Below are 23103 nucleotides of genomic sequence, written 5' to 3'. Positions count from 1 at the left end.
CTATTTTAAGCTAAGCTCAAACGCTCGCCTTAACGGATCGGCAGCTCCACATCCGCAAACAGGTTTTCAATCAGCTGAGGGTCTCTAAGGGCTACCGCCTTCTCGACAATATCTTTGGTCAGGTGCGGCGCAAAATGCTCAATAAACTCATACATATAATTGCGCAGGAAATTGCCCTTCCTAAAACCTATCTTAGTGGTGCTGTGGGCAAACAGATGGCTGGCATCTATGGCCACTAAATCTTTATCTATCACAGGGTCCACCGCCATGGAGGCGATCACCCCAACCCCTAGGCCCAATCTGACATAAGTCTTGAGCACATCGGCACTGGTCGCGGTAAACACCACCCTAGGGTCGATACCGGCGCGGTTGAAGGCCTTCTCAATTTCAGACTCCCTATCGAAACCAAACACATAGGTCACCAGCGGGAAACGACCTAAGTCTTCAATGCTGATCTGAGTCCGTGAAGCCAACGGATGATCTTTTGTCACCACAATGGAGCGATTCCAGTGGTAACAAGGCAGCATGATGAGGTCCGTATAAAGGTGCATCCCCTCGGTGGCGATGGCAAAATCTGCATCGCCTCTCGCCGCCAACTCGCTGATCTGCGAAGGCGTGCCCTGATGCATGTGTAGATTCACCTTAGGGTAGCGGTCGATAAAGGCACGGATGATCCCCGGCAAGGCATATCGCGCCTGCGTATCTGTAGTGGCAATATTCAGCTCACCCTGATCCGGCTTGGTATACTCCTCGGCAACCTTCTTGATGCTCTCGACCTTACCCAATATATCGTTGGCGATATTGATCACCTGCTGACCAGCTGGCGTCACATGAGTCAGATGCTTACCGCTACGGCCGAAGATCTGAATGCCCAGTTCATCTTCGAGCATTCGTACCTGTTTACTGATCCCAGGCTGAGAGGTGTAGAGGTTCTCAGCGGTCGCCGACACGTTAAGGTTGTGATTCACCACTTCGGCAATGTATCTGAGTTGTTGCAGCTTCATCGTCTTTCCTTTGCAAAGGTCAGTGTCTCAAAGGGAGCCACGGCCTGAAATCGGTACCCTAACATAAGAGTTAGTATAAGAATTAGTTATAGTACAGGCGAAAAATTAAATCAAAGGGGAATATAGCATAGAGGTGAGATGAATCACACGACATAAAGAGAAAGCTAGTCTAAGATAACTATGCTAGCGTGTTGATTTATAGTAGCATTAATGGAATTGCATAAAAATTGGTAGATCTATGATATTTACTTTGGTTCTGATCCTCATCGGTGCATTGCTGCTATTGGTTATTGGCATCAATGTCATCCAACAACAAAAAGAACGTGCAGAGGCCGAGCGAAGAACAGAATTAGCCAGACAAAGAGCCATCATCGACGAAACCGAGAACGTGCTCTCTTGCACCGGAATGTTTCCCTGCTCGACTAATCTGGTATTGATCCTCTACAGAAGAGTGCAAGAAGCCTTAAGCCAATCTGTCAGCCTTGGTGGACCACAGACGGCGGATTATCAGCGTCGTCTCACCGACCTTACCGGCCAGGTCGAAAACCTACAAAACGCCCAGAAACAGACACCTGCCATCGAAAGCTTTCGCCTGCCCGATACCGACAAGCAGATCCTGGATCTGGTTAAGGTACTGAAAAAGCTTAAGGCCATCCTGCGCGCCGAGCACAACAAAGGCAAAGTCGATCCCAATATCTTTGCTCAGGAAGAGGCTCGTGTAGACAGCCTGCAACTCAGAATCAATGTAGATTCTATGCTGTCGCGTGCCCGTAGTGCCTGCTTCATGAAGCAATACGGCTCCGCCAAGCAGATGGTCACTAAGGCATTGGCGACCCTACACACTATCAAGGCCCTAACCCCTAACGACCCATTCATCACCAAGAAGGTGGATGAAGCCAAGTTGCTACTCGATGAGATCATGGGCGCCCAGAAGATGGCACAGCCTAACGCGCCGCAGCAGAAGAGCGACGAGGATGATATCGACGTGCTATTCCAGCCGAAGAAGAAATGGTAACAGCCGTCGCTTAAGACACAAAAAACCACCGCATTGCGGTGGTTTTTTTATCGCTCAAACACTTTGACTCATAATGATTAGGGCGCCAGACGGTCGATATCCCAACCGCCTTCTTTATTGCTTGGCTCTGTGCGGGTATAGAGGAAGCGGTCGTGCAGACGATATTCACCGCCCTGCCAGAACTCTATGCTACTAGGACGCACGCGGTAACCGCCCCAAAACTTAGGCAGCGGCACCTCACCCTGGCTGAACTTGGCCTTCATCTCGGCAAACTTACTCTCCAGCGCTTGGCGCGCCGAGATCTTGCTCGATTGCTTCGACACCCAGGCGGCGATCTGACTCTCTTTGGGCCGCGTCACGAAGTACTTCAGCACCTCAGTGGTCGAGAGTTGCTCGGCCACACCTGTCACCGCCACCTGACGCTCCAGGGCATGCCAGGGAAACAGTAGGCTAACTTTGTTGTTGTGAGCTATCTGCTCCGCCTTTCGACTAGCCAGGTTAGTGAAAAACACAAAGCCGTCGTCATCGAAACGTTTTAAGAGCACGATACGCTGAAACGGCTGGCCGTCGGCATCGACAGTTGCCACCGACATGGCCGTGGGATCTGGCAGGATCTCCGAATCCCTAATCTGCTCTATCCACTTCTCAAACAGCACCATGGGGTTGTCGGGCAGCTCCTCTCGGTGCAGCCCGCCCAGGGTGTATTCTCGTCTAATATCACTTAAGTTCGACATCTGCTTCCTTACCCTGTCCCGTGTTGCCTACTTCTTATGGGCGCAGGCCCAAACGTGTAGCATCTCAAGGCCTAAGGTAGCCCCGGCCAGTGCGGTGATCTCGGCGCTGTCGTAGGCTGGCGCAACTTCGACCACATCCATACCGACAACATTCATGCCACGCAGGCCGCGAATGATCTTCATCGCCTTGTCGCTGGTGAGACCGCCACATACCGGCGTGCCCGTGCCAGGTGCGAAGGCTGGGTCCAGACAGTCAATGTCGAAGGTGACATACAATGGCATGTCACCGACACGATCTTTAATCTGAGCCACGATCTCATCGGCAGTCATCTCGTTAGCGGCGGCCGCATCGATCACCTTGAACAGATGGCTTGGCTTGTCATACTCAGTACGGATCCCCACCTGCACTGAGTGAGAAGCATCGATGATCCCCTCATTTGGTGCATGGAAGAACATGGTGCCGTGGTCATACTTGCTCCCCTGGCTATAGGTGTCTGTGTGCGCATCGAAATGCAGCAGCGCCATCTTGCCATGCTTCTTGTAGTGCGCACGCAGCAGCGGCAGGGTCACGAAGTGATCGCCACCAAAGCTCATTAGCGCCTTACCAGAGTCGAGCACCGCCGTCGCGAAGTCTTCGACACGCTGGGTGAAATCGGCGGCATCACCGCAATCGAACACCAGATCGCCCGCATCGACCATTTTTAGGTGATCGGACAACTTAAAATCCCATGGCCAACGGCACTCTTCCCAGGCCAAGTTGACCGACGCCTGACGGATAGCACCGGGGCCCATGCGACCACCAGAGCGGCCCGTAGTGGCCATATCGAATGGCAAACCTATTACCACCACATCGGCATCGCTCTCAAGCGGTTTGAAATCCAGTGGCTGTCTTAAATAACCAAATGCATTTGAGTAAAGCGAGTAATCAGGCTTATCTGCAATAGTGGTCATATTTGCTCCAAATCAAAGAAGTAAAGATCACAACGCAACGGGCAGCAATTGCTCACAATCGCGCTGTTTATAGTGTTTTATATAAAGGCCTTGGCCATCCGCCAAGGCAAGTTCGCCCCGGGCCTCCAGGCTATACTGCTCGTCGCAATATGCTAACGCCTCGGCTTCATATCCTGCCAGGTCCCAGCTTACCGGATTTAAGCGGTTTAACAACTCACCTACTATACCGTTAAGCCCTGCGCTGAGCGACAAATTCGTTTCCAGGCTCACATAAGAGCTCGCCTCTTGCGGGGTGATATGCAAGGTAAAATAATCTTCTCCCCTAAGGGCGTTGAGCGAATAGCCAAGTGGCGAGAACAGGTGCGCATCAATATCAAAACCGCTCAACAGCCGGGATAAATTAAGCCGGCTGGCTATCCCCGCTATCGTTTGCCCATCGCGGAGCAGATAATCGGCCAGTTCACCGCGAATATGGTACATCTGCACTGTCTGCGCGGATTTAAGCCTTACCTTATTGCCAGAGAAGAAAATCTGATGGTGATGACCATCTAAATGGCCTATGCGGTAGGCGGCGCCGCTTAGCATCGTGCCAAGCCGGGCAATATCTTCTTCGAAGCGGCTGGTCTGTAAGGCAGGTAAGATCTCGCTCTTACGCTGATAACTCAGGCTGGCTATCTGATCGCAACCTAATGACTCCACAAGGGAGAGTACGGTCTCAATTAGCCGGGTGTTGCCACAGGTGATCAGCACCAGGCTATCGTGCCAGACAAACAGGCTGGATTCGCTGAGCAGATAAGCATCGCACTGCTCACTGTTCAGCTTGGAGAGGATCTCTGTATCACTCTTGGCCAAGGCGCGGCGCCAATACGCATCGCCCAACGCCCTAAGCGACGGACAACCCGCCGCCAGCGTCAGCGATAAGCGCTTCTCCGCCCCTTCAAAGTACATCGACCCACTCCTCATCGTCTAATACCAATCCTAGTAAATAACTGGTCATGGTAAATAACTGGTCATGCTAGCTTGTTAAAACATCCGATAACTGCGTTACTATTTTTGATTGTAGAATAACTACTTATCGAAAAATTCCGCCTTGTTCTCGGCCGTTTTTCCTGTGCTATTTCTGATCACTTACTTACCGAGATTGGTATAACAGGATCCCGGCAGCCTTAGCCGAGATCCCAGGCGAAACAGGCTAGCCTGCCAATCAGGAGAAATCTTCCAGATAGGTGTAGCCCTTCAATCCAATCTGCAGCTCTTCGAGAATATTGGCGCGCTCATCTTCCTGAATGTGCAAATTCACCAGCTCCTCATAGGTACGCATGAAAGAGACGGCGTCCAGGTTAACGTAACGCAGCACATCGGCAACCGTATCACCGGCCAGAACCGACTCGATATTCACCAGACCATCGTCGTCCAGTCGCACCACGGCAGAGTTAGTGTCGCCAAACAGGTTATGCATATCCCCGAGGATCTCCTGATAGGCTCCTACCAGGAAGAAACCGATAAGATATGGGCTCTCAGCGCTCCACGCAGGCACAGGCAGTGTGGTTTCGATACCCTGACCATCTACGTACTGATCCACTGTGCCGTCAGAGTCACAGGTGATGTCCAGCATCACGGCGCGGCGTTCAGGTTTCTTATCCAGACCACTTAGCGGCATCACTGGGAACACCTGATCGATACCCCAGGCATCTGGCAGTGACTGGAACAGTGAGAAGTTCACGAAGAACTTGTCGGCCAGCTTCTCGTTAAGCTCATCGATCACCGGGCGGTGGAAACGGTACTTACCGCTCATCACGCCCTTCAGCTCGTAACAGACACGCAGGTTCATCTGCTCAGCCCAGGCTCTGTCGGACAGGCTCATCTGTCCCAGGGCAAACAGCGAGTGCACCTCGGCCAGATCGCTCTGCACATCATGGTAAATCTCGATAAGGGCGCGTTGATCGGCGCGGCCACTCACCTCACCCCATGAATCCCACATGTTTTTGAGCTGCTGCGGCGCTTCTTCATCCGGCGCTTGCAGATCTTCAGGCTTATAGGCCTCAGTGCCAATCACGTCGGTAATCAACACTGCATGGTGAGCCGTCAGGTAACGACCAGACTCAGAGATCAGACGCGGCATAGGCTGATCGTGTTCGCGGCACATGTCGTTCAGCACGCTGACGATGTTGTTAGCGTATTCGGTCAGGCCATAGTTCATCGAGTTGCTGCTCTGGCTACGGGTACCGTCATAGTCCACCGCCAGGCCACCACCCACGTCGAAACATTTAACGTTGGCCCCCATCTTCTGTAGTTCGCAGTAGAAACGGCCCGCCTCGCTCACGCCGCTGCGGATATCGCGGATGTTAGCGATTTGCGATCCCAGGTGGAAGTGCAGCAGCTGTAGGCTGTCGAGCATGTCTTCGTCTTTCAGTGAGTTGATCACGTTCAGCACCTGCGCCGCAGACAGACCAAACTTAGACTTCTCGCCGCCGCTGGCCTGCCACTTGCCCTTACCCTGGAAGGCCAGACGCACACGCAGACCCAGACGCGGGGTCACACCCAGCTTCTTGGCTTCTTCGAGGACGACTTTCAGCTCAGACAGCTTCTCGAGTACGATATAGACCTGATGGCCAAGCTTCTCGCCGATCAGCGCCAGACGGATATATTCCACATCTTTGTAGCCGTTACAGATGATCACCGAGCTGGCCTTCTGCGCCATGGCGAGTACCGCCATCAGCTCAGGCTTACTGCCGGCCTCAAGACCCAGCTGTGGCACCTCTTTAGACACCTGACTTGCCAGGATCTCTTCGACCACAGTTTGCTGTTGGTTTACCTTGATAGGGTAGACAAGCAGATAGTCTGACTGATAGTCATAACGGGTGATCGCCTGATTGAAGGCGTTACACAGGCTGTTGACTCTGTGATGCAGGATCTGCGGGAAGCGCACCAACACAGGCAAGGCCACGCCGGATTTCACCATATCCTTAGCGAGTTCATTTAACCCTATAGTGTGCTCAGGATGATTAGGATCGGGGGACACCGTCACCTCACCGGCCTCGCTTATGCCGTAGAGCCCAGAGCTCCAGTAATTAACGTTATAACCAACATAAGCATCTTTAATAGACCAATTACTCATATTCTCTCAACCTGTCTATTTACATTCATATTCGGCAGCTGCTTTGTCTGCCAACACATTAATGTTACTTACTATCGCACCTATCAGGTAAATAAGCCGCAACATCAACACCGTTTTTGGGTGTCAGATATCGAAGTTATCCTTCGAGTCCCCGCCATATTAGTTAACTCAATTTATACTTGTCTAAAGTAAAAAAAGGCGCGCAATTAAACCCCTGAATTTAACTAAATGCAAGTATCATTATCACATTAATTTATTACAAGGTTTTTTGCACTCAAGCACGCGCCCAGACTGCCTTTTATCCCTTACGGGTGTTCAGCGTTTTTTACAGTAAATTCGCTCAACGGCCAGGCATTAAACAGACAGTCAGCCCTGTCATTTACCGGGCTCCCACGCTGCCAGCCGTTGTAGTCTATCTGACTCACTCGCCCCTGAGCCGAAATTAATGTCGTTCACGCTAGAATAAACTGCTTAGGCTAAAGCATCTTGGCAAGATTTCCACTATAATCGCCACATTTAACATCTAAGCCATAATCCATAGAGAACCACATGATAGAGATAGGAAAGCGCTGCACCTTAGAGATCGTCAAACGCGTCGATTTTGGGGTGTACTTAAATGCCCATGAATTCGGCCAGGTATTACTGCCAAATAAGGTTGCCCCACAAGGCTGCGAAGTAGGCGATAGCGTCGAGGTTTTCCTCTATCTGGACTCAGAAGATATGGTGATCGCCACCACCAAGCGTCCCAAGGCGCAGGTGGGGCAATTTGCCTACCTTAAGGCAGTCGCTACCGGTCCTTACGGCGCCTTCTTAGATTGGGGCCTGGATAAAGATCTCATGTTGCCCTTCGGTGAGCAGCACAGGGAGATCGAGGTGGGACGCTCCTATCTGGTCTATGTCTATGTTAACAGCGCCGACGATCGTATCGTGGCCTCATCGAAGATAGACAAGTTCCTCGACCGCACGCCACCGCCCTATCGCAACGGCCAAGAGGTGAGCCTGATCATCGCCGGCACCACTGACCTTGGCTACAAGGCCATCGTCGACAATGCTCACTGGGGGGTGCTCTATAAGAATGAGGTGTATCAGCCCCTCAAGTTTGGCCAGCGCATCAAAGGCTTCATCAAGCGCGTCAGGAGTGACGATAAGATAGACCTGATTTTGCAGCGCGGCGCTAAAGTTGAGCTTGACAAACACGCCACCGCCATCTTGATGAAACTCAACCAGGCTGGCGGCTTCCTGCCCCTCACCGACAAGACAGATGCCGAGGTGATCTACGCCGAGCTTGCCATGAGTAAGAAGGCCTTCAAGAAGAGCATAGGCGGCCTCTACAAGCAGCAGAAGATCGCCATCGAGGCAGACGGTATCCGCCTGACTGAATAGAAGTTAGGCAGCGAAAACGCCAAGCCTCTGATTGTCTTTGCATAAAAGCATGGCTCTGTTATAACAGGGCTATGCTTTTTTTATCTGGGTACCAAAATCATGAAACTCACCTCCCATGAAGCGCGTGTGATCGGTTGTCTGCTGGAAAAAGAGAAGACGACGCCAGAGCAATATCCCCTCTCCCTCAACGGCCTCACTTTGGCCTGCAACCAGAAATCGAGCCGTGAGCCTGTGATGAACCTGTCGGAAGCTGACACCCAAGCCGCGCTGGACTCTCTGGCGAAGAAACGCCTGGTGGCCGAACAGAGTGGTTTCGGATCCCGTGTTGTCAAGTACAAGCACAGGTTCTGCAACACCGAGTTTAGCGATCTCCAGCTGAGCGAAGACAAGGTCGCCATCATCTGTCTCTTGCTGTTAAGAGGACCGCAGACCGCAGGTGAGCTAAGAACCCGCAGCAATCGCCTGTATGGCTTTAACGATGTCGCCCAGGTCGAGCAAGCCCTCAACAGCCTAGCACAGATGGAGCCTGCATTAGTTCGTCAACTGCCTCGAGAGCCGGGTAAGCGCGAATCGCGTTTTATCGAACTCATCAGCGAGGCCGAGGCGCAGCTCGATACTCAACTGGCAACGCAGCCAGCGCAAGCAAGTAGTCAGGCAAATGATGATCTTGCGGAGCGCGTCGCGCAGCTCGAGCAGCAAGTGGCCGAACTGAAACAACAAGTGGCTGAGCTCTTAGGCAAAATTTAACAACAATCTGAAACATTTAGACAAACAGATGAATGTTAGGCTGAGCCTTCATTAACATGATAAAGGAATCATCTTTGGATAATCTTACTCCGCGCAGTTCATGGAACGCAGCCTTGGTATTGGCCAGGTTCGAACTGAAAAAAATCCTCTTTAGCACAAGAGGCATGATAGGCCTGGCCACCTTCGCGCTAACCTGGTGCCTCATCCTCTGGTACCCCATAAGGCAGGCTTCTATCTACCTGTTTTCGCCTGATTTTAAGCAGCTACTCGAGGGCGTATTTGGCGCCGCTAATGTGGGAGAACTGCTCTCGTGGGACGTGGCCGAGATGGCTATTTTGTGGGTCGCCGCGCTCTACCTCTTCCCCATCTTCAGCCTGTTTGTGGGCGCCGATCAGTTTGCCTCTGACAAGGCCAGAGGTAGCTTTCGCTTCCTCACCCTAAGAGTCAGCCGCGACACCCTGTTCTTCGGTCGAGTCACTGGCTATCTGCTGATCCAGGCGATACTACTGATACTCACTCTGGTGGCGACACTTTTACTGGTGGCCTATCGCGACACGGCTTTGGTATGGGCAGCCATGGGATCAGGGGTATTGGTGTTTATCAATATCATGATCGTCCTGGCCCCCTTTACCGCCATGATGGCAATCTTGTCACTGCACGCCAACTCGGCGAGACAGGCGAGCATCTATGCTGTGTTGTTCTTGGCGGGTAGCACCATAGCCAACGGCATCATTTCCTATTATCTACCTGGACTCAGTAACATACTGCAATGGCTGGTGCCCGGTGCCCAGCTCGATATGATGATCAATACCAAGGGCCTGAGCAGCCTTGCCATAGCAGCCATTCCCCTGCTTCAGGCCGGTGTACTCCTGCTATTAGGAAGAAGTTATATGGCGAGGATCGCACTATGAAGCTAATCACCTGTAAGGCGCTGAGCAAGCAGTTCGGCAGTAAACGCGCACTCAACGACATCAACCTGGAACTTAGCGCTGGCCAGCCAATCGCCTTGGTCGGCCCCAACGGTGCGGGCAAGACCACCCTGTTTTCGCTGCTGTGTGGCTATATTCGCCCTACAGAGGGAGCTGTGGAGATCTTAGGGCACGCCCCTGGCAGCAAGGCGCTCCTGGGTAAGGTTGCCGCCCTGCCCCAGGATGCGCGGCTCGATCCTAACCTCACCATAGCCGCACAGCTAGAGCTGTTTGCCCAGCTACAAGGCTTTAACGCTGCCGCGGCGCGCCAGGAGTGCCTGCGGGTGTTGGCCTTGGTGGACCTGGCAGAGGTTGCCCCACAAAAGCCCTCCTCTCTTAGCCATGGCATGAGCAAACGGGTATCGATTGCCCAGGCACTCATAGGCTCCCCCGAGTTGGTACTGCTCGATGAGCCGACCGCTGGGCTGGATCCCGCCAACGCCAAGGCGATACGCGAGTTGGTACGCGCTCAAGTAGGCAAGACCACTTTCGTCATCAGTTCACATAACCTAGCGGAGCTGGAGAAGCTGTGTGACAAGGTGCTCTATCTGGATAAAGGCGTGCTAAATCAATCTATCTCTATTCAGGACGAGCTGGCGGACGAATACCTGACCCTCACCATGCAGAGCTGCGACGACGAGGCGCTGATGGCGGCGCTAGAGGCACTGCCTCAGGTCATATCGGTAAAATCCAATCAGAGCAAGGAGTTTGTGATCCACTATCAGGTCACGGCAGGCTTCGCGTTGGAAACCGAGCTGTTCACCCTCTTCAATCGCCAAGACTGGCGCTACCGGGCCATTCAACGAGGTCGCACCCTGGAAGACAAGCTGTTCTCACAGACTTAATTACGTTATAGGGCACGGCGCCTATGCTGTGCCCGCTCACTAACTTCTGCGCTTAACTAACCGCCTCTCCCCTTATTCTTTAACTCTTTACTCTCTTCGTCTCTCACTCGCTCTTTTGCCCTAGCCTTCCAATGCTGGAACCGGGGACCGAAACAGGAAGCTGGCACCGGAGGCTCAAACCTGAGGCTGGCAATGTAAACTGGTAACGAACCTCGACTCGCATCGTAAATTCACGGAAGCGAAAATCAAGCATGAAAGATAAGCCATCGATTAGGTTTCAAGAATGGGCATTGCGGGAAATTGCAGACAAAAAAAGAGCTGTGATACTAATCACAGCTCTTGGAATTCTGTTTTTAGGTAACCTTAGGTTACCCAAAGGTCAGCTTAGATAACAGTTACGTTCTCAGCTTGTGGACCTTTTTGACCTTGAGTCACAGTGAACTGCACTTTCTGACCTTCGTCTAGAGTTTTGAAACCGTCAGAGTTGATCGCACGGAAGTGTACGAAAACGTCTGGGCCAGACTCTTGCTCGATAAAACCAAAACCTTTGTCAGAGTTGAACCACTTAACAACGCCAGTAACTTGAGACATGATATAAATCCTGTAACTAAATAAAATAAAGCCTTAAACGGCAGTAGAGCTGGAAAATGCCGGTATTACTTATGTTAACAGGACGAACTGGTCGTATTGAACACATAAAGTTAAGCCCAACCTTCAAGCTGAGTTCACTATAAATCATTCTGACCGTATGTCAACAAACATTAAAAGGCGCAAATCCTATTTTTTACTTACATATCTGTCAGTTGTTACAAAAAAATCTTCTAAAACTTCGTGTAAAAACACTAAGTTTTTTTAAGCGGATAAAAAACACAAATTAAACAAGGATTAACCAGCTAGCTGGCCCGAAAGACCTCAAGCTTAAAATCCAGTTCACAGGTCAAGGGCTTGGATGTAAGCAAGGCGCGCTGCGCATCGGTAAATTTCCAATTGTAGGGGGTCATCGCCAGAAAATGGCCGATATCCGCACCGTCGCTGATCGTCATAGACTGCGTCAGTCGCTCGCTATGCAGACGCTCGAATCCCACTATCTGGCTATCCACCTCGGGATTTGGCCTTGGCTGGTCATAAATCACCTGCTTAAGGGCAAAATGATGCTGCGGGCCTGCCGAGACGGTGATCAGGATGGCGCCCGACTTAGCGACGCGTCTAAGCTCGTCATCTTGCGACGGCGCGTAGATACGCAGCATGAAGTCGAAACTCTGATCGGCGAAGGGCATCTCGAAACTGCTGGCCACACAAAACTGAATATCCGGATAGCGCTTGGCCGCATATTTAAGGGCCGACTTAGAGATATCCAGGCCACTGAGGCTAAACACCTCGGCGCTTCCCATGGCCTGCAGAAGTCTGTGGCTGTAATAACCCTCGCCACAACCTATGTCCAGCCCATGGCGAGCCTCACCGGCATATTCCTGCGCCAGGGCATTTACCCTATCGCTCATCGCCTCATAGTAGCCCTTGTTGAGAAACTCCCGCCGGGCGAACATCATCTCTTTGTTGTCGCCGGGATCTTTAGAGCGCTTCTTCTGCACCGGCAGCAGGTTGACGTAACCCTCTTTAGCACAGTCGAACCTATGATTTGCCTCACAGCACCAGGTGCGATCTATGAGTGACAGCGTGCGCTGACAGATAGGACAAAGGTAATTCATTACAATATTCCAATACTAGTCGGGTCATAAACCGACTAGTCGTCTAAAAACATCTGCTCAACCATTAGGTTAAGTTCGGGTGGTGCCAGCAGCTGATAGGACTCCAGCTTGCGCTGCAGCGCCTCGAGATCCTCATGCTGATTGGCGGCATGCTGCCAGTTAGGGCGCTGTACCTTCTGGTAATAATGATGGGACAATAACTGCTTCTTACGCAGCAACTGCTCATCCACCTTGGTCACCTCGCTTAAGATCACCCCGTGCTGCTTCACATCACCGTGGTTGGCAAAATGAGCCAGCTCCTGACGAACTAGCTCTATCTCACCTATCTCCAGCAGCAGCGCCTCGGCGTTTTGGCTGAGATCTTCCGCCCGGGCAAGTACCGCCTTGGCTCTTCGCAGCTCCAGGGGACCGCCAAAGAGTCTCAGGTCGCGCTCCAGGGTCACCAGCAACCATTTCTGATCAAACTGCGGCCGAAAGCACACGCTATCGCCCTGGGCCTCAACCGCTATCACCAGACCTTTACGTAACCTGTCGGCGCACATCACGGGTGAGATCCCAAGTGCGCTAAACAGACGCCAGCCCTGACCGTGGGAGCGGTGTAAGATCTCCTCTTGAGGCATTGCTGCATCAAGCGCAGGCGCCTCCCCGGACACTAGCTCGCAGATGAGGTAAGGATGGGATCTTAAGATCAAGCCCTTGTCACTACAGGCCTGGGTCACCACGCATTCGAGCAGGTGTCCCCCCATGGTCTGCAGCAGGCTAAAATCGCTCACCGACTCACGCAAACGCAGATGCAACTGACGCCTCTGGGTCAGTTCGATAAATTGTGGCTGAGTCAGTAAGGGTTCAAACATCGGGTTATTCCTCGTTAGCCGACCATTGTAACTGGCCAACTGAGCCGCTGCCAACTTCAAAATGACGCGATTTCAATCAAATAGGGAAAATAAATCGTTAAATTAGTGCAGGCGCAAACTAGGGTGCTATGATAAGTGCCACTATTCACACGCTACCTTACGCTATGCCTGCAAATAACCTTCCCAGCATCTTCTGGCACGACTACGAGACCTTCGGCGCAAACCCGGCCAAAGACAGGCCGTCTCAGTTTGCCGGTATTCGAACCGATATGGATCTCAACATCATCTCTGAGCCGGTGACCTTCTACTGCAAGCTGGCCAGCGACTACCTGCCCTCGCCTGAGGCGATCCTTATTACCGGGATCACGCCCCAGCTCGCCAATCTCAAGGGGATGCCGGAAGCAGAGTTTATGGCCAGGATCAATAGCGAGTTTTCCCAACCCAACACCTGTGTGGCCGGCTATAACTCGCTGCGATTCGACGATGAGGTGACCCGTTACGGCTTCTACCGCAACTTTTTTGATCCCTATGCGCGGGAATGGCAGAACGGCAACAGCCGCTGGGACATCATAGATCTGGTGCGCGCCTGTTATGCGCTAAGACCCGAAGGCATCAATTGGCCCGAGAAGGAAGATGGCAGCCCGAGTTTTAAGCTTGAACACCTCACACAGGCCAACAGCTTAAGCCATGACAAGGCTCACGACGCCATGTCAGATGTGTACGCCACCATCGCCATGGCCAAACTGATTAAAGAGCGTCAGCCAAAGCTGTTCGACTACTACTTCAATCTGCGTAAGAAGAATGAAGTGAGCAAGCTGATAGACGTGCTGAACATGCAGCCTCTGATACATGTCAGCTCCAAGATCAGCGCCCTTCACGGCTGTACCACGCTGATCGCGCCCGTGGCTCATCATAGCACCAATAAGAATGCGATCATCTGCGTCAATCTGGCCATGGATGTCACGCCGCTGATTGAACTAAGCGCCGATGAGATCCGCGAGCGCATGTATACCCCAAGGGCCGATCTCGCCAGCGACGAGCTGCCAATCGGTCTGAAGCAGCTACACATCAACAAGTGTCCCTTTATCGCAACCGCCAAGACACTCACAGACGGCAACGCCCAGCGTTTAGAGATAGACAAAGAATTTGCCCGCGCCCAATACAAGCGCCTGCGTCAACATCCTGAGATCAGAGAGAAACTGGTGGCCGTCTTCGATACCGAGCATGGTAATGAGATAAGCGATCCGGATCTGCAGCTCTACAGCGGCGGCTTCTTCAGTCACGCCGACAAGAGCAAGATGGAGATCATACGTCATACGGCGCCGCAACACTTAGCCGCGCTGGAGCTCGACTTTGATGACGAGCGTCTGCCGGAGATGCTGTTTCGCTACCGCGCCCGCAACTATCCGGAAACCCTGGATGATACCGAGCAGCAACGTTGGCGCACCTTCTGTCAGTCACGCCTGAATGATCCTGACTATATGATTAAGCTGGAAACCTTGGTCAATGACACAGAGGCTGACGAAGAAAAACAGAAGTTATTGACGGCTTTGTGTCATTATCTTAGCAACCTGTAGCCGAAATTGCGGTGATTTGGGGGAAATGGCGATCAAAATGGGCGTCAGATCCCGTTTTCATGGTAACTTAGTTACTAAAATGATTTTCCAATAGCTTAACAATTAAGGATCAAGCTCATGCAAGATAGATTTGTTCACTGCATAGCTCAACTGCCTCAACCTTTGGCAGATCAATTAGTCCCTTTATTGAACCAGGACTTTGTGGGGCATATGGACGCCCAGCAGGTAGCTGACTTAGCTGCGGCCACTCAGACGAGTCAGGATGAGTTGCTGTTAGCCCTGCTGCCCATCGCCGCAGCACTTGCCAAGCCGCCCATTAGCGAGTTTTATGTGGGCGCCATCGCCAAGGGCGCCAGCGGTGACATCTACATGGGGGCCAACCTGGAACTGGACGGCGAAGCCCTGTTCCATAGCGTGCACGCCGAGCAGAGCGCCATCAGCCACGCCTGGTTAAGCGGTGAGACAGGCATCGAAGATATCATAGTCAACGCCTCTCCCTGTGGTCATTGCCGCCAATTCATGAACGAGTTGGTCGAGGGGCAAGCCATCCGCATCCACCTGCCGAAGCAGGCGACTCAGCCCTTGTCTCACTATCTGCCCTACGCCTTCGGCCCGGCCGATCTGAATATCAAGACGCCACTGCTCTCCAAACAGCAACACGAGTTTGCCCTAGAAAGCGCCGATCCCATGATCATCGAGGCGCTGGATCATCTGAGCCTGAGCTACGCGCCCTATAGTGAAAGCTATGCCGCCGTGGTGTTAGAGACCCGAGATGGCGCGACCTTCTGCGGCCGCTATGCGGAAAATGCTGCCTTCAACCCTTCCATGCTGCCGATGCAGATGGCATTGTCGGCCATGGCCAGACATAACCGTGATTTCAGCGAGATCAACCGCGCCGTGTTGATCGAATCCAGCCAGGGCAAGATCTCCCTGGTAGGCGCGACCATGGATGCCCTGCACGCGGTTGCCGCCGTGGAGCTTGAACACATCATGGTCGATCCGGTTTAAGGCCTGGTTCAACGCCTTAAAGATCAAAAAAGGACTGCCAAGCAGTCCTTTTTTATTATCGAATAAGCAGGTTCTAGATACCTAGATGGTGGCATTAGCCGCGACTCTTCTCCAGACGCGCTAACAGGCTTGAGGTATCCCAGCGCTGTCCGCCCTGAGCCTGAACCTCACTATAGAACTGATCGACCAGCGCGGTTAACGGCAGGTGTGAGCCGTTACGGCGCGCCTCGTCCAAGGCGATACCTAAGTCTTTGCGCATCCAGTCGACGGCGAAGCCAAAGTCATATTGACCCTGCCACATGGTTTGATAACGATTCTCCATCTGCCAAGATTGTGCGGCGCCTTTGCTGATCACCTCAACCACCTTCTCGCCGTCTAGGCCGGCGCTGCGAGCAAAATGCAAGCCTTCGGCCAGCCCCTGTACCACACCGGCGATACAGATCTGATTCACCATCTTAGTCAGCTGACCGCTGCCCACTTCACCAAGCAGCTCAGCGCAGCGAGCGTAGGCCTGCATCACCGGCTTGGCAGCCTCGAAGTTGGCCGCTTCGCCGCCCACCATGACGGTCAGCACGCCGTTCTCGGCGCCGGCCTGTCCGCCAGAAACTGGCGCATCGATAAAGCCAACCCCTTTGGCCTTAGCCGCGGCGCCAAGTTCGCGCGCGACATCTGCCGATGCCGTGGTATGGTCCACCAGTATGCTACCCGGTGCCATGGCCGCCAGTGCGCCGGTATCGCCCAGTACCACAGAGCGCAGATCGTCATCGTTACCGACACAGACAAACACAAAATCTTGTCCCTTGGCGGCCTCATTTGAGGTGGCACACCAGTTACCGCCATAGGTATCACACCAGGCCTGCGCCTTGGCTTGAGTACGGTTGTAGACAGTTACCTCATGACCATGCTTCACCAGATGCCCCGCCATAGGGTATCCCATCACGCCTAATCCTAAAAATGCTACCTTTGCCATCTTCTGTCCTATCTCTTTGTTGTTTAATACTGCCTGTTCACCTTTTTGAAGAAAGGTTTTATTTGGGGGTACAAGGCCTCGAAGGCTGTAAATACGCGGGCATATTGTGCCACATGAGCAGCCTTGGGTTCGAATTTTTCACCAAGACGGCGCATCTGACCTCTGGCACTGGCGAGATCTGGGTAGATCCCAGCGCCCACGGCGCAGCACATGGCCGCGCCAAGTCCCGAAGCTTCATGCAGCGATAAACGCTCCACGGGACGATTAAAAATATCGGCGCACATCTGCATCACCAGGTCGCTCTGGGCCCCGCCGCCCGTGATACGAACCACCTTAAAGGGCGAGCCCTTGAGTCTTTCCAGGCGAAGCAGTCCCTGTTTGAGAGTCATCAAGATCCCCTCGATGGCGGCGCGGTACAGATGCAGCCTGCCATGCTCTGGGGTAAAGCCGACTATGCTACCTCTCGCCTCGGGGCCTGGATAGATAACACCCTGGGCCCAGAGCGGACTCAGCAAAAGACCATCTGCGCCCACAGGCACCTTGGCAATAGCCTGGGTGATATACAGCTCAGGGCTGATGCCAAGCCTGCTAGCCTCGTCCACATCCTGGGCGCCAAACTGCTCAATGAGCCAGCTCAGCAGCCAGAAGCCTCGCTCTAGCTGGATCTCGGTAATATAGTCATTTGCTTCGATCGAGGGAAAAGCAGGAAGATAACGATAGGCCTCGCGGTAGCGCTCACCGCCCCAGGCAAGTATGGCCGCGCTGCCAAGGCTGATACAGGCAATCTCCTCTTCACCGCAGCCCGCGGCGTAGACTTCGCAGGCCTTATCGGCACCGGCGCCATAGACGGCAAGGCCAGGTGTTAAACCAGAATCCTTGGCGAAATGCTCACTCACCTGGCCCAACTGCTCGGTCGGGGCGGTCAAGGGCACCATCTGCGATGGACGGCAAGCAAGCGCCTGCCAACGCCAGCTGCGCGAATGCGCCCAGGCTTTGCGGCGATAATCGAAAGGCAGATAGGCGACCTGTGAGGCCTGACTATCAACTAGCCTGCCGGTTATCTGCCCGATGAGGTAGCCGCTAAGCAGCCCCACCTTATCCGCAGCTGCTAGCCTGTCTTTTTGGTGCTCTAGAAGATAGTTTACCTTCGCGGCGCGCCGCAGATAGACGATACGCCGACCAAGACCGATACAGAAAAACCCCAGACGATAGTACCAGGCCATGGGCGGCAGATTATCGCTCGCCAGGCGTCTGTCGGACCACATGTAGACGGGCGATATCGCCTGCCCCGCTTCATCGAGCAGCACAGTGCAGGCCCTTTGAGTGGTCAGCGCCATCCCCTTGATCTGACTAGGCAACACCTGAGTATGTTCAAACAGGCCGCGGACCACATCCACCAGTTGGCGATAACAATAGTCGGCCGATTGTTCACTCTCGCCAGGCGCGCCGTCACGATAGGGCTGTACGACATGCTGCCGTTTAGCGACTAGCTGTCCCTGGCGGTCGAACACTAAGGCCCTGACGCTCTGGGTGCCATAGTCCAGGGCGAGAAAATAGGGATTTTCGCCCATGCTAGCAGTAGAAGCGGCAGAGCTGGACTCGGCTGGAGTTGAAGTTAAGGTCATAGACGATAATAAAAGACCAAAGCCTAAGGCTTGAGGTGGGCCTCCATCTCGGCACCGATCTTCTTACGCATCTCCATCAGGCGGATGGCAGAGTCGCGCATCACCTTATCCGACTCGGTGACCGGCACCCACTCGGGAACAGGAGAGGGTTGACCAGAATCGTCCACCGCTACCATGATCACGATACAGTGGGTGGTAAGATGTCGCTCGGGATGTTTGGGGTCGCCTGCCTTCACGTCTATCCCCAGATGCATCGAGGTGCGACCTGTATAGATCACCTTGGCCCCGACCTCGACAATATTACCCACATGAATGGGTTTGACGAAACGTATCCCCCCGGCGTATGCGGTGATGCAATACTTACCGCTCCATCCCGCCGCGCAGGCATAGGCGGCTAAGTCGATCCACTTCATGACCGCGCCACCATGGACCTTGCCACCGAAATTTACATCGGCCGGCTCGGCCAAAAATCGCAGGGTGATCTCTCTATCTTGTCCCGCCATCACAGCCACCTTATCTCATTGATTAAAACCAAAGTGTACTGCAAATACCTTGGCGATAGTAACTAAGAATCATGCGATTAGCGCAATTATCCCCAATTGATCACCGCAAGGCAGGCCGCAAGGATCAGCGGTAGACTCAGGCGAAACAGCCAAAGCAGGGCTTGCTCGCCAAAAATGCTTGAAACCTTGACGAAACGATACAGGCCGATCCCCAGCAGGAACAGCACAAGTACCTCGACGCCGGCGGCCAGGTTGGTCTCTCCGCCGCTATAGATGGCGGTGACCAGCAGCGCAAACCACACAGTGGCAAAGGCCGCAGAGGCAAGGATGAAGGTCTTGAGCCCTACAGGCAGACTAAAGGAATGCTCACTACGAATGAGTCCATTGAGGTTAGCGGTGAGTAGACCAACCAGGGGCATTAACGGAACAACGACAGGATTTAACACTTTGACACCATCAGAGTGAAGTTAACAGAGCCAGATTATCCGCCCAGATTTCGTCGCTGCCAAGAGAGATGAATTAAGCTTCATCCCGGCGCCATTTCGCCTTCATTCAAACATAAAAAAAGCACCATTAAGGTGCTTTTTTAATTTAAAACCTAAGCTTACTCGCCACGTTTAAACAGCAGTGAGCCGTTAGTGCCGCCAAAGCCGAACGAGTTGCACAGGGCGTAATCAAACGCATGACTACGTGCCGTGTGGGGCACGAAATCAAGATCGCACCCTTCGTCTGGGTTATCCAGGTTAATGGTCGGTGGGATCATCTGATCGCGCAGAGCGAGCAAGGTGATGATCGCCTCGACTGCACCGGCCGCGCCGAGCAGGTGGCCTGTCATCGACTTGGTCGAGCTAACCAACAGGTTATAGGCATGATCGCCAAACACACTCTTCACCGCAGAGGCCTCGGCCTTATCGCCTGCAGGTGTTGAGGTGCCGTGGGCATTAATGTAACCCACGAGCTGCTTGTCGATAGCCGCATCTTTGATGGCGTTTTCCATCGCCAAGGCAGCGCCAGCTCCATCGGCCGGTGGTGAGGTCATATGGAAGGCGTCGCCGCTCATACCAAAGCCAACCAGCTCACCATAGATGGTCGCGCCGCGCGCCTTAGCGTGCTCATACTCTTCCATCACCATGATGCCGGCACCGTCACCTATGACGAAACCATCTCTGTCTTTATCCCAAGGACGACTTGCAGCAACAGGATCTTCGTTGCGGGTAGACAGCGCCTTGGCCGAACCAAAACCACCTACGGCCAGCGGACAGGTCACGTCTTCTGCGCCACCGGCAATCATCACATCGGCATCGCCGTATGCGATAGTGCGTGCGGCAAAGCCGATGTTGTGTACGCCCGTGGTACAGGCGGTGGTAACCGCGAAATTAGGGCCTGTCATGCCGTACTTGATCGACAGGTGACCGGCGATCATGTTGATGATGGTGCTCGGCACGAAAAATGGCGAGATCTTGCGTGGACCGCCCTTTAACAAGGCTGAGTGGGCCGCCTCGATCAGCGGCATACCGCCCATACCGGCGCCGATAGCTGTACCCACACGGGTGGGATCTTCCACTTCCATATTCAAACCGGCATCTTGGATCGCCTGGATACCTGCCGCCATGCCGTATTGGATGAAGAGATCCATCTTGCGGGCTTCTTTCTTTGGCAGGTACTGCTCTACGTCAAAATCTTTGACCGAGCCGCTAAAACGAGTAGAGAACTCGCTGGCATCAAATTTGGTTATCGGTGCGATACCGCTCTGTCCCGCAAGCAGGGCTTTCCAGGACGCCTCTACGGTATTGCCCACAGGGGTCACGAGACCAATACCTGTGACGACTACACGACGTTTAGACACGTTTTCACCTTTCACTAGAATAAGATGGGAGGTCTCAAAGGAGACCGGAAAAACAAGGCTTATTAGGTTATAGCACAGGAAACTCAGGCGGGCATCCGCCCTTTCCTGCTACTAGCCCTCAAACAAAAACAGGCGGCATAATTGCCGCCTGTTTTAGAGAATTCAGTATTACTGATTCTTAGAAACGTAATCGATCGCTGCTTGAACAGTAGTGATCTTTTCAGCTTCTTCATCAGGGATCTCAGTGTCAAACTCTTCTTCTAGAGCCATTACCAACTCAACGGTGTCCAGAGAATCTGCACCTAGGTCGTCAACGAAAGATGCTGCTGGTTTTACGTCTTCTTCTTTAACGCCCAGTTGCTCGATAATGATTTTCTTTACACGTTCTTCGATGTTGCTCATTAGTTTTCTTTCCTATTCAAATTACGCACTTGCGTAAGATTGCGAGTAGTTTATTCAATTTGGCACACAATGCAAGCTTAACTTTTGTGGTCTAACCACAAAACCTACGTAAGTCTACGCCAAAAATCAATCAAAATCAGTCAGTTGTTATAACCGACGTTTAAACCATGTACATGCCGCCGTTTACATGCAGAGTTTCCCCTGTGATGTAAGCCGCTGAATCCGATGCTAAAAACAGTACAGCATTTGCAATCTCTTGCGGCTGTCCCAGTCTTTCCATAGGAACTTGTGACATAATACCTTTTTGCTGCTCTTCCGTCAGCTCATCTGTCATATCGGTCTGGATAAACCCAGGAGCAATAGCATTCACTGTTATTTGACGAGATGCAACCTCTCTTGCAAGAGATTTTGTAAATCCAATCAAACCAGCCTTAGCTGCGCAATAGTTTGTCTGACCTGCATTGCCCATTGTGCCTACAACAGAGCCAATGTTAATAATACGGCCACTGCGCTTCTTCATCATTGCACGTAACACCTGCTTTGAGGTGCGATAGAGAGAGGTCAGGTTGGTATCTATGATATCCGTCCACTCATCTTCCTTCATACGCATCAAGAGATTGTCGCGCGTGATACCCGCATTGTTTACCAGAATATCAACTTCACCGACTTTTTCTTTGATCGAGGCAAATAAATGGTCAATTGACTCACCATCGGTGACATTTAATACTAATCCATGACCTTTATCACCCAGATATTCCTGGATAGCGGCTGCGCCACGCTCGCTGGTCGCGGTGCCGATAACCAGCGCACCGGCCTCGACCAATGTTTCTGCAACCGCACGGCCAATACCGCGGCTAGCACCAGTTACCAGGGCAACCTTGCCGGTTAAATCTAGATTGAAACTCATCTATTACTCCTTATTCACCGAGCGCGGCAACAGAGGCGGGATCGTTTGCCACTTTCGCACTCAGCGATTTATTAATTCTTTTCGCTAACCCGGTAAGTACCTTACCTGGGCCCACTTCAACCAGCTGGCTAACGCCCTCTGCCGCCATCTTCTCAACGGTCTCAGACCATCTGACCGGGCAGTATAGCTGACGCACTAGGGCATCTTTAATGGCTTCGACTGACTCAGGCATGGCGACATCGACGTTGTTGACAACAGGAATGCTAGGCGCACTGAAGCTCAATGCGTCCAGCGCCTTGGCCAGTTCATCAGCTGCAGGCTTCATCAATTGACAGTGAGAAGGCACGCTCACAGGCAAAGCAACGGCCATCTTGGCACCGGCCGCCTTACAGGCATCCGCCGCGCGCTCAACCGCCGCTTTCTCACCTGCGATGACCACTTGACCAGGACTGTTAAAGTTAACCGGTGCAACCACCTCACCCTGGGCCGCCTCTTCACAGGCTTTAGCTATACCGTCGTTATCCAGACCGATAATAGCAAACATGGCGCCGGTACCAGCAGGCACCGCCTGTTGCATCAGCTGACCACGAAGCTCAACCAGCTTCACCGCATCTTTAAAGTCGATCACGCCGGCGCATACCAGCGCAGAGTACTCACCTAGGCTGTGGCCGGCAAGCAAGGCTGGCTTAGACGCAGAAGTGGCTTGGATCGCGCGCCAGATGGCGACGCTTGCGGTAAGCAATGCAGGCTGGGTCTTATCGGTCTGATTCAGAGACTCGGCAGGTCCCTCCTGTACCAGTTGCCATAAATCATAGCCTAACACTTCGCTCGCTTCGGCGAAGGTTTGACCGACGACTTCATGTTCCGCCGCCAGGTCGGCCAACATGCCTACGGCCTGAGAACCTTGCCCAGGGAAGACATAAGCAATCTTTTCCATTTT

The 23103-nt window shown here is 52.9% G+C and carries 23 protein-coding genes; 7 read left to right on the top strand and 16 right to left on the bottom strand.

The window, feature by feature from the left end; genetic code table 11:
• Nucleotides 1-29 precede the first annotated feature (29 nt).
• Complete coding sequence (gene cysB, locus AYI87_RS00800; RefSeq protein ID WP_011865423.1) at nt 30-1004, bottom strand: HTH-type transcriptional regulator CysB; 975 nt, start codon at nt 1002-1004, stop codon at nt 30-32.
• A 238-nt stretch (nt 1005-1242) separates the two neighbouring features.
• Here cysB and AYI87_RS00795 point away from each other — a divergent pair, with 238 nt between their 5' ends.
• Nucleotides 1243-2019: a hypothetical protein gene (locus AYI87_RS00795; RefSeq protein WP_144198769.1), complete on the top strand. Its 777-nt coding sequence runs from the start codon at nt 1243-1245 to the stop codon at nt 2017-2019.
• A gap of 77 nt (nt 2020-2096) precedes the next feature.
• Here AYI87_RS00795 and pdxH read toward each other — a convergent pair whose 3' ends face one another.
• The 4 genes from pdxH to speA all read right to left on the bottom strand — a co-directional run bounded on the left by pdxH (nt 2097) and on the right by speA (nt 6822).
• Nucleotides 2097-2753, bottom strand: coding sequence for a pyridoxamine 5'-phosphate oxidase (gene pdxH, locus AYI87_RS00790; RefSeq protein WP_144198767.1), 657 nt, complete (start codon nt 2751-2753; stop codon nt 2097-2099).
• 27 nt (nt 2754-2780) lie between these two features.
• Nucleotides 2781-3704, bottom strand: a complete 924-nt coding sequence (gene speB, locus AYI87_RS00785) for an agmatinase (protein WP_011865420.1) — start codon at nt 3702-3704, stop codon at nt 2781-2783.
• A gap of 27 nt (nt 3705-3731) precedes the next feature.
• Nucleotides 3732-4652, bottom strand: coding sequence for an adenosylmethionine decarboxylase (locus AYI87_RS00780; protein WP_186300525.1), 921 nt, complete (start codon nt 4650-4652; stop codon nt 3732-3734).
• A gap of 256 nt (nt 4653-4908) precedes the next feature.
• Complete coding sequence (gene speA, locus AYI87_RS00775) at nt 4909-6822, bottom strand: biosynthetic arginine decarboxylase (RefSeq protein ID WP_011865418.1); 1914 nt, start codon at nt 6820-6822, stop codon at nt 4909-4911.
• 549 nt (nt 6823-7371) lie between these two features.
• On the opposite strand from speA, the gene AYI87_RS00770 reads away from it, so the two are divergent.
• The 4 genes from AYI87_RS00770 to AYI87_RS00755 all read left to right on the top strand — a co-directional run bounded on the left by AYI87_RS00770 (nt 7372) and on the right by AYI87_RS00755 (nt 10765).
• Nucleotides 7372-8205: a S1 RNA-binding domain-containing protein gene (locus AYI87_RS00770; protein WP_144198763.1), complete on the top strand. Its 834-nt coding sequence runs from the start codon at nt 7372-7374 to the stop codon at nt 8203-8205.
• Between the two features lie 99 nt (nt 8206-8304).
• Nucleotides 8305-8952 carry a YceH family protein gene (locus AYI87_RS00765; protein ID WP_144198761.1) on the top strand — a complete coding sequence of 216 codons (648 nt, stop codon included), beginning with the start codon at nt 8305-8307 and terminating at the stop codon, nt 8950-8952.
• A gap of 74 nt (nt 8953-9026) precedes the next feature.
• Entirely contained in the window at nt 9027-9863 is an 837-nt protein-coding gene (locus AYI87_RS00760; protein ID WP_409928952.1) for an ABC transporter permease subunit, read from the top strand.
• Complete coding sequence (locus tag AYI87_RS00755; RefSeq protein ID WP_144198757.1) at nt 9860-10765, top strand: ABC transporter ATP-binding protein; 906 nt, start codon at nt 9860-9862, stop codon at nt 10763-10765. The genes AYI87_RS00760 and AYI87_RS00755 overlap by 4 nt, the downstream gene beginning before the upstream one ends.
• A gap of 384 nt (nt 10766-11149) precedes the next feature.
• Here AYI87_RS00755 and AYI87_RS00750 read toward each other — a convergent pair whose 3' ends face one another.
• The 3 genes from AYI87_RS00750 to AYI87_RS00740 form a co-directional block, all read right to left on the bottom strand.
• Entirely contained in the window at nt 11150-11356 is a 207-nt protein-coding gene (locus tag AYI87_RS00750; RefSeq protein WP_011865413.1) for a cold-shock protein, read from the bottom strand.
• Nucleotides 11357-11658: 302 nt separating this feature from the next.
• A complete protein-coding gene (gene rlmA / locus AYI87_RS00745; RefSeq protein ID WP_144198755.1) occupies nt 11659-12471 on the bottom strand; it encodes a 23S rRNA (guanine(745)-N(1))-methyltransferase in 813 nt (270 codons plus the stop codon).
• A gap of 35 nt (nt 12472-12506) precedes the next feature.
• A complete protein-coding gene (locus AYI87_RS00740; RefSeq protein WP_144198753.1) occupies nt 12507-13325 on the bottom strand; it encodes a hypothetical protein in 819 nt (272 codons plus the stop codon).
• 164 nt (nt 13326-13489) lie between these two features.
• On the opposite strand from AYI87_RS00740, the gene sbcB reads away from it, so the two are divergent.
• Both sbcB and cdd read left to right on the top strand, forming a co-directional pair.
• Nucleotides 13490-14902 (top strand): exodeoxyribonuclease I, encoded by a 1413-nt coding sequence (gene sbcB, locus AYI87_RS00735; protein WP_144198751.1) that lies wholly within the window; start codon nt 13490-13492, stop codon nt 14900-14902.
• A gap of 117 nt (nt 14903-15019) precedes the next feature.
• Entirely contained in the window at nt 15020-15910 is an 891-nt protein-coding gene (cdd, locus tag AYI87_RS00730) for a cytidine deaminase (RefSeq protein ID WP_144198749.1), read from the top strand.
• Between the two features lie 94 nt (nt 15911-16004).
• Here cdd and AYI87_RS00725 read toward each other — a convergent pair whose 3' ends face one another.
• The 8 genes from AYI87_RS00725 to fabD form a co-directional block, all read right to left on the bottom strand.
• Entirely contained in the window at nt 16005-16880 is an 876-nt protein-coding gene (locus AYI87_RS00725) for an NAD(P)-dependent oxidoreductase (RefSeq protein ID WP_144198747.1), read from the bottom strand.
• Between the two features lie 23 nt (nt 16881-16903).
• On the bottom strand, nt 16904-18505 hold the full coding sequence (locus AYI87_RS00720) for an FGGY-family carbohydrate kinase (protein WP_144198745.1): 1602 nt from the start codon (nt 18503-18505) through the stop codon (nt 16904-16906).
• Between the two features lie 23 nt (nt 18506-18528).
• Nucleotides 18529-19008 (bottom strand): acyl-CoA thioesterase, encoded by a 480-nt coding sequence (locus AYI87_RS00715; protein WP_144198743.1) that lies wholly within the window; start codon nt 19006-19008, stop codon nt 18529-18531.
• Between the two features lie 86 nt (nt 19009-19094).
• Nucleotides 19095-19454 (bottom strand): hypothetical protein, encoded by a 360-nt coding sequence (locus AYI87_RS00710; RefSeq protein ID WP_186300524.1) that lies wholly within the window; start codon nt 19452-19454, stop codon nt 19095-19097.
• A gap of 158 nt (nt 19455-19612) precedes the next feature.
• Nucleotides 19613-20854, bottom strand: a complete 1242-nt coding sequence (gene fabF / locus AYI87_RS00705) for a beta-ketoacyl-ACP synthase II (protein WP_011865404.1) — start codon at nt 20852-20854, stop codon at nt 19613-19615.
• Between the two features lie 168 nt (nt 20855-21022).
• A complete protein-coding gene (acpP, locus tag AYI87_RS00700) occupies nt 21023-21256 on the bottom strand; it encodes an acyl carrier protein (protein ID WP_011865403.1) in 234 nt (77 codons plus the stop codon).
• Between the two features lie 160 nt (nt 21257-21416).
• Entirely contained in the window at nt 21417-22163 is a 747-nt protein-coding gene (fabG, locus tag AYI87_RS00695; RefSeq protein ID WP_144198741.1) for a 3-oxoacyl-ACP reductase FabG, read from the bottom strand.
• Nucleotides 22164-22173: 10 nt separating this feature from the next.
• Nucleotides 22174-23100, bottom strand: a complete 927-nt coding sequence (fabD, locus tag AYI87_RS00690; protein WP_144198739.1) for an ACP S-malonyltransferase — start codon at nt 23098-23100, stop codon at nt 22174-22176.
• Nucleotides 23101-23103: the final 3 nt, after the last annotated feature.

It is taken from the genome of Shewanella sp. KCT, from assembly GCF_007636505.1.
Taxonomy (GTDB): domain Bacteria; phylum Pseudomonadota; class Gammaproteobacteria; order Enterobacterales; family Shewanellaceae; genus Shewanella; species Shewanella halotolerans.
This window is presented reverse-complemented; position numbering and strand designations above follow the sequence as displayed.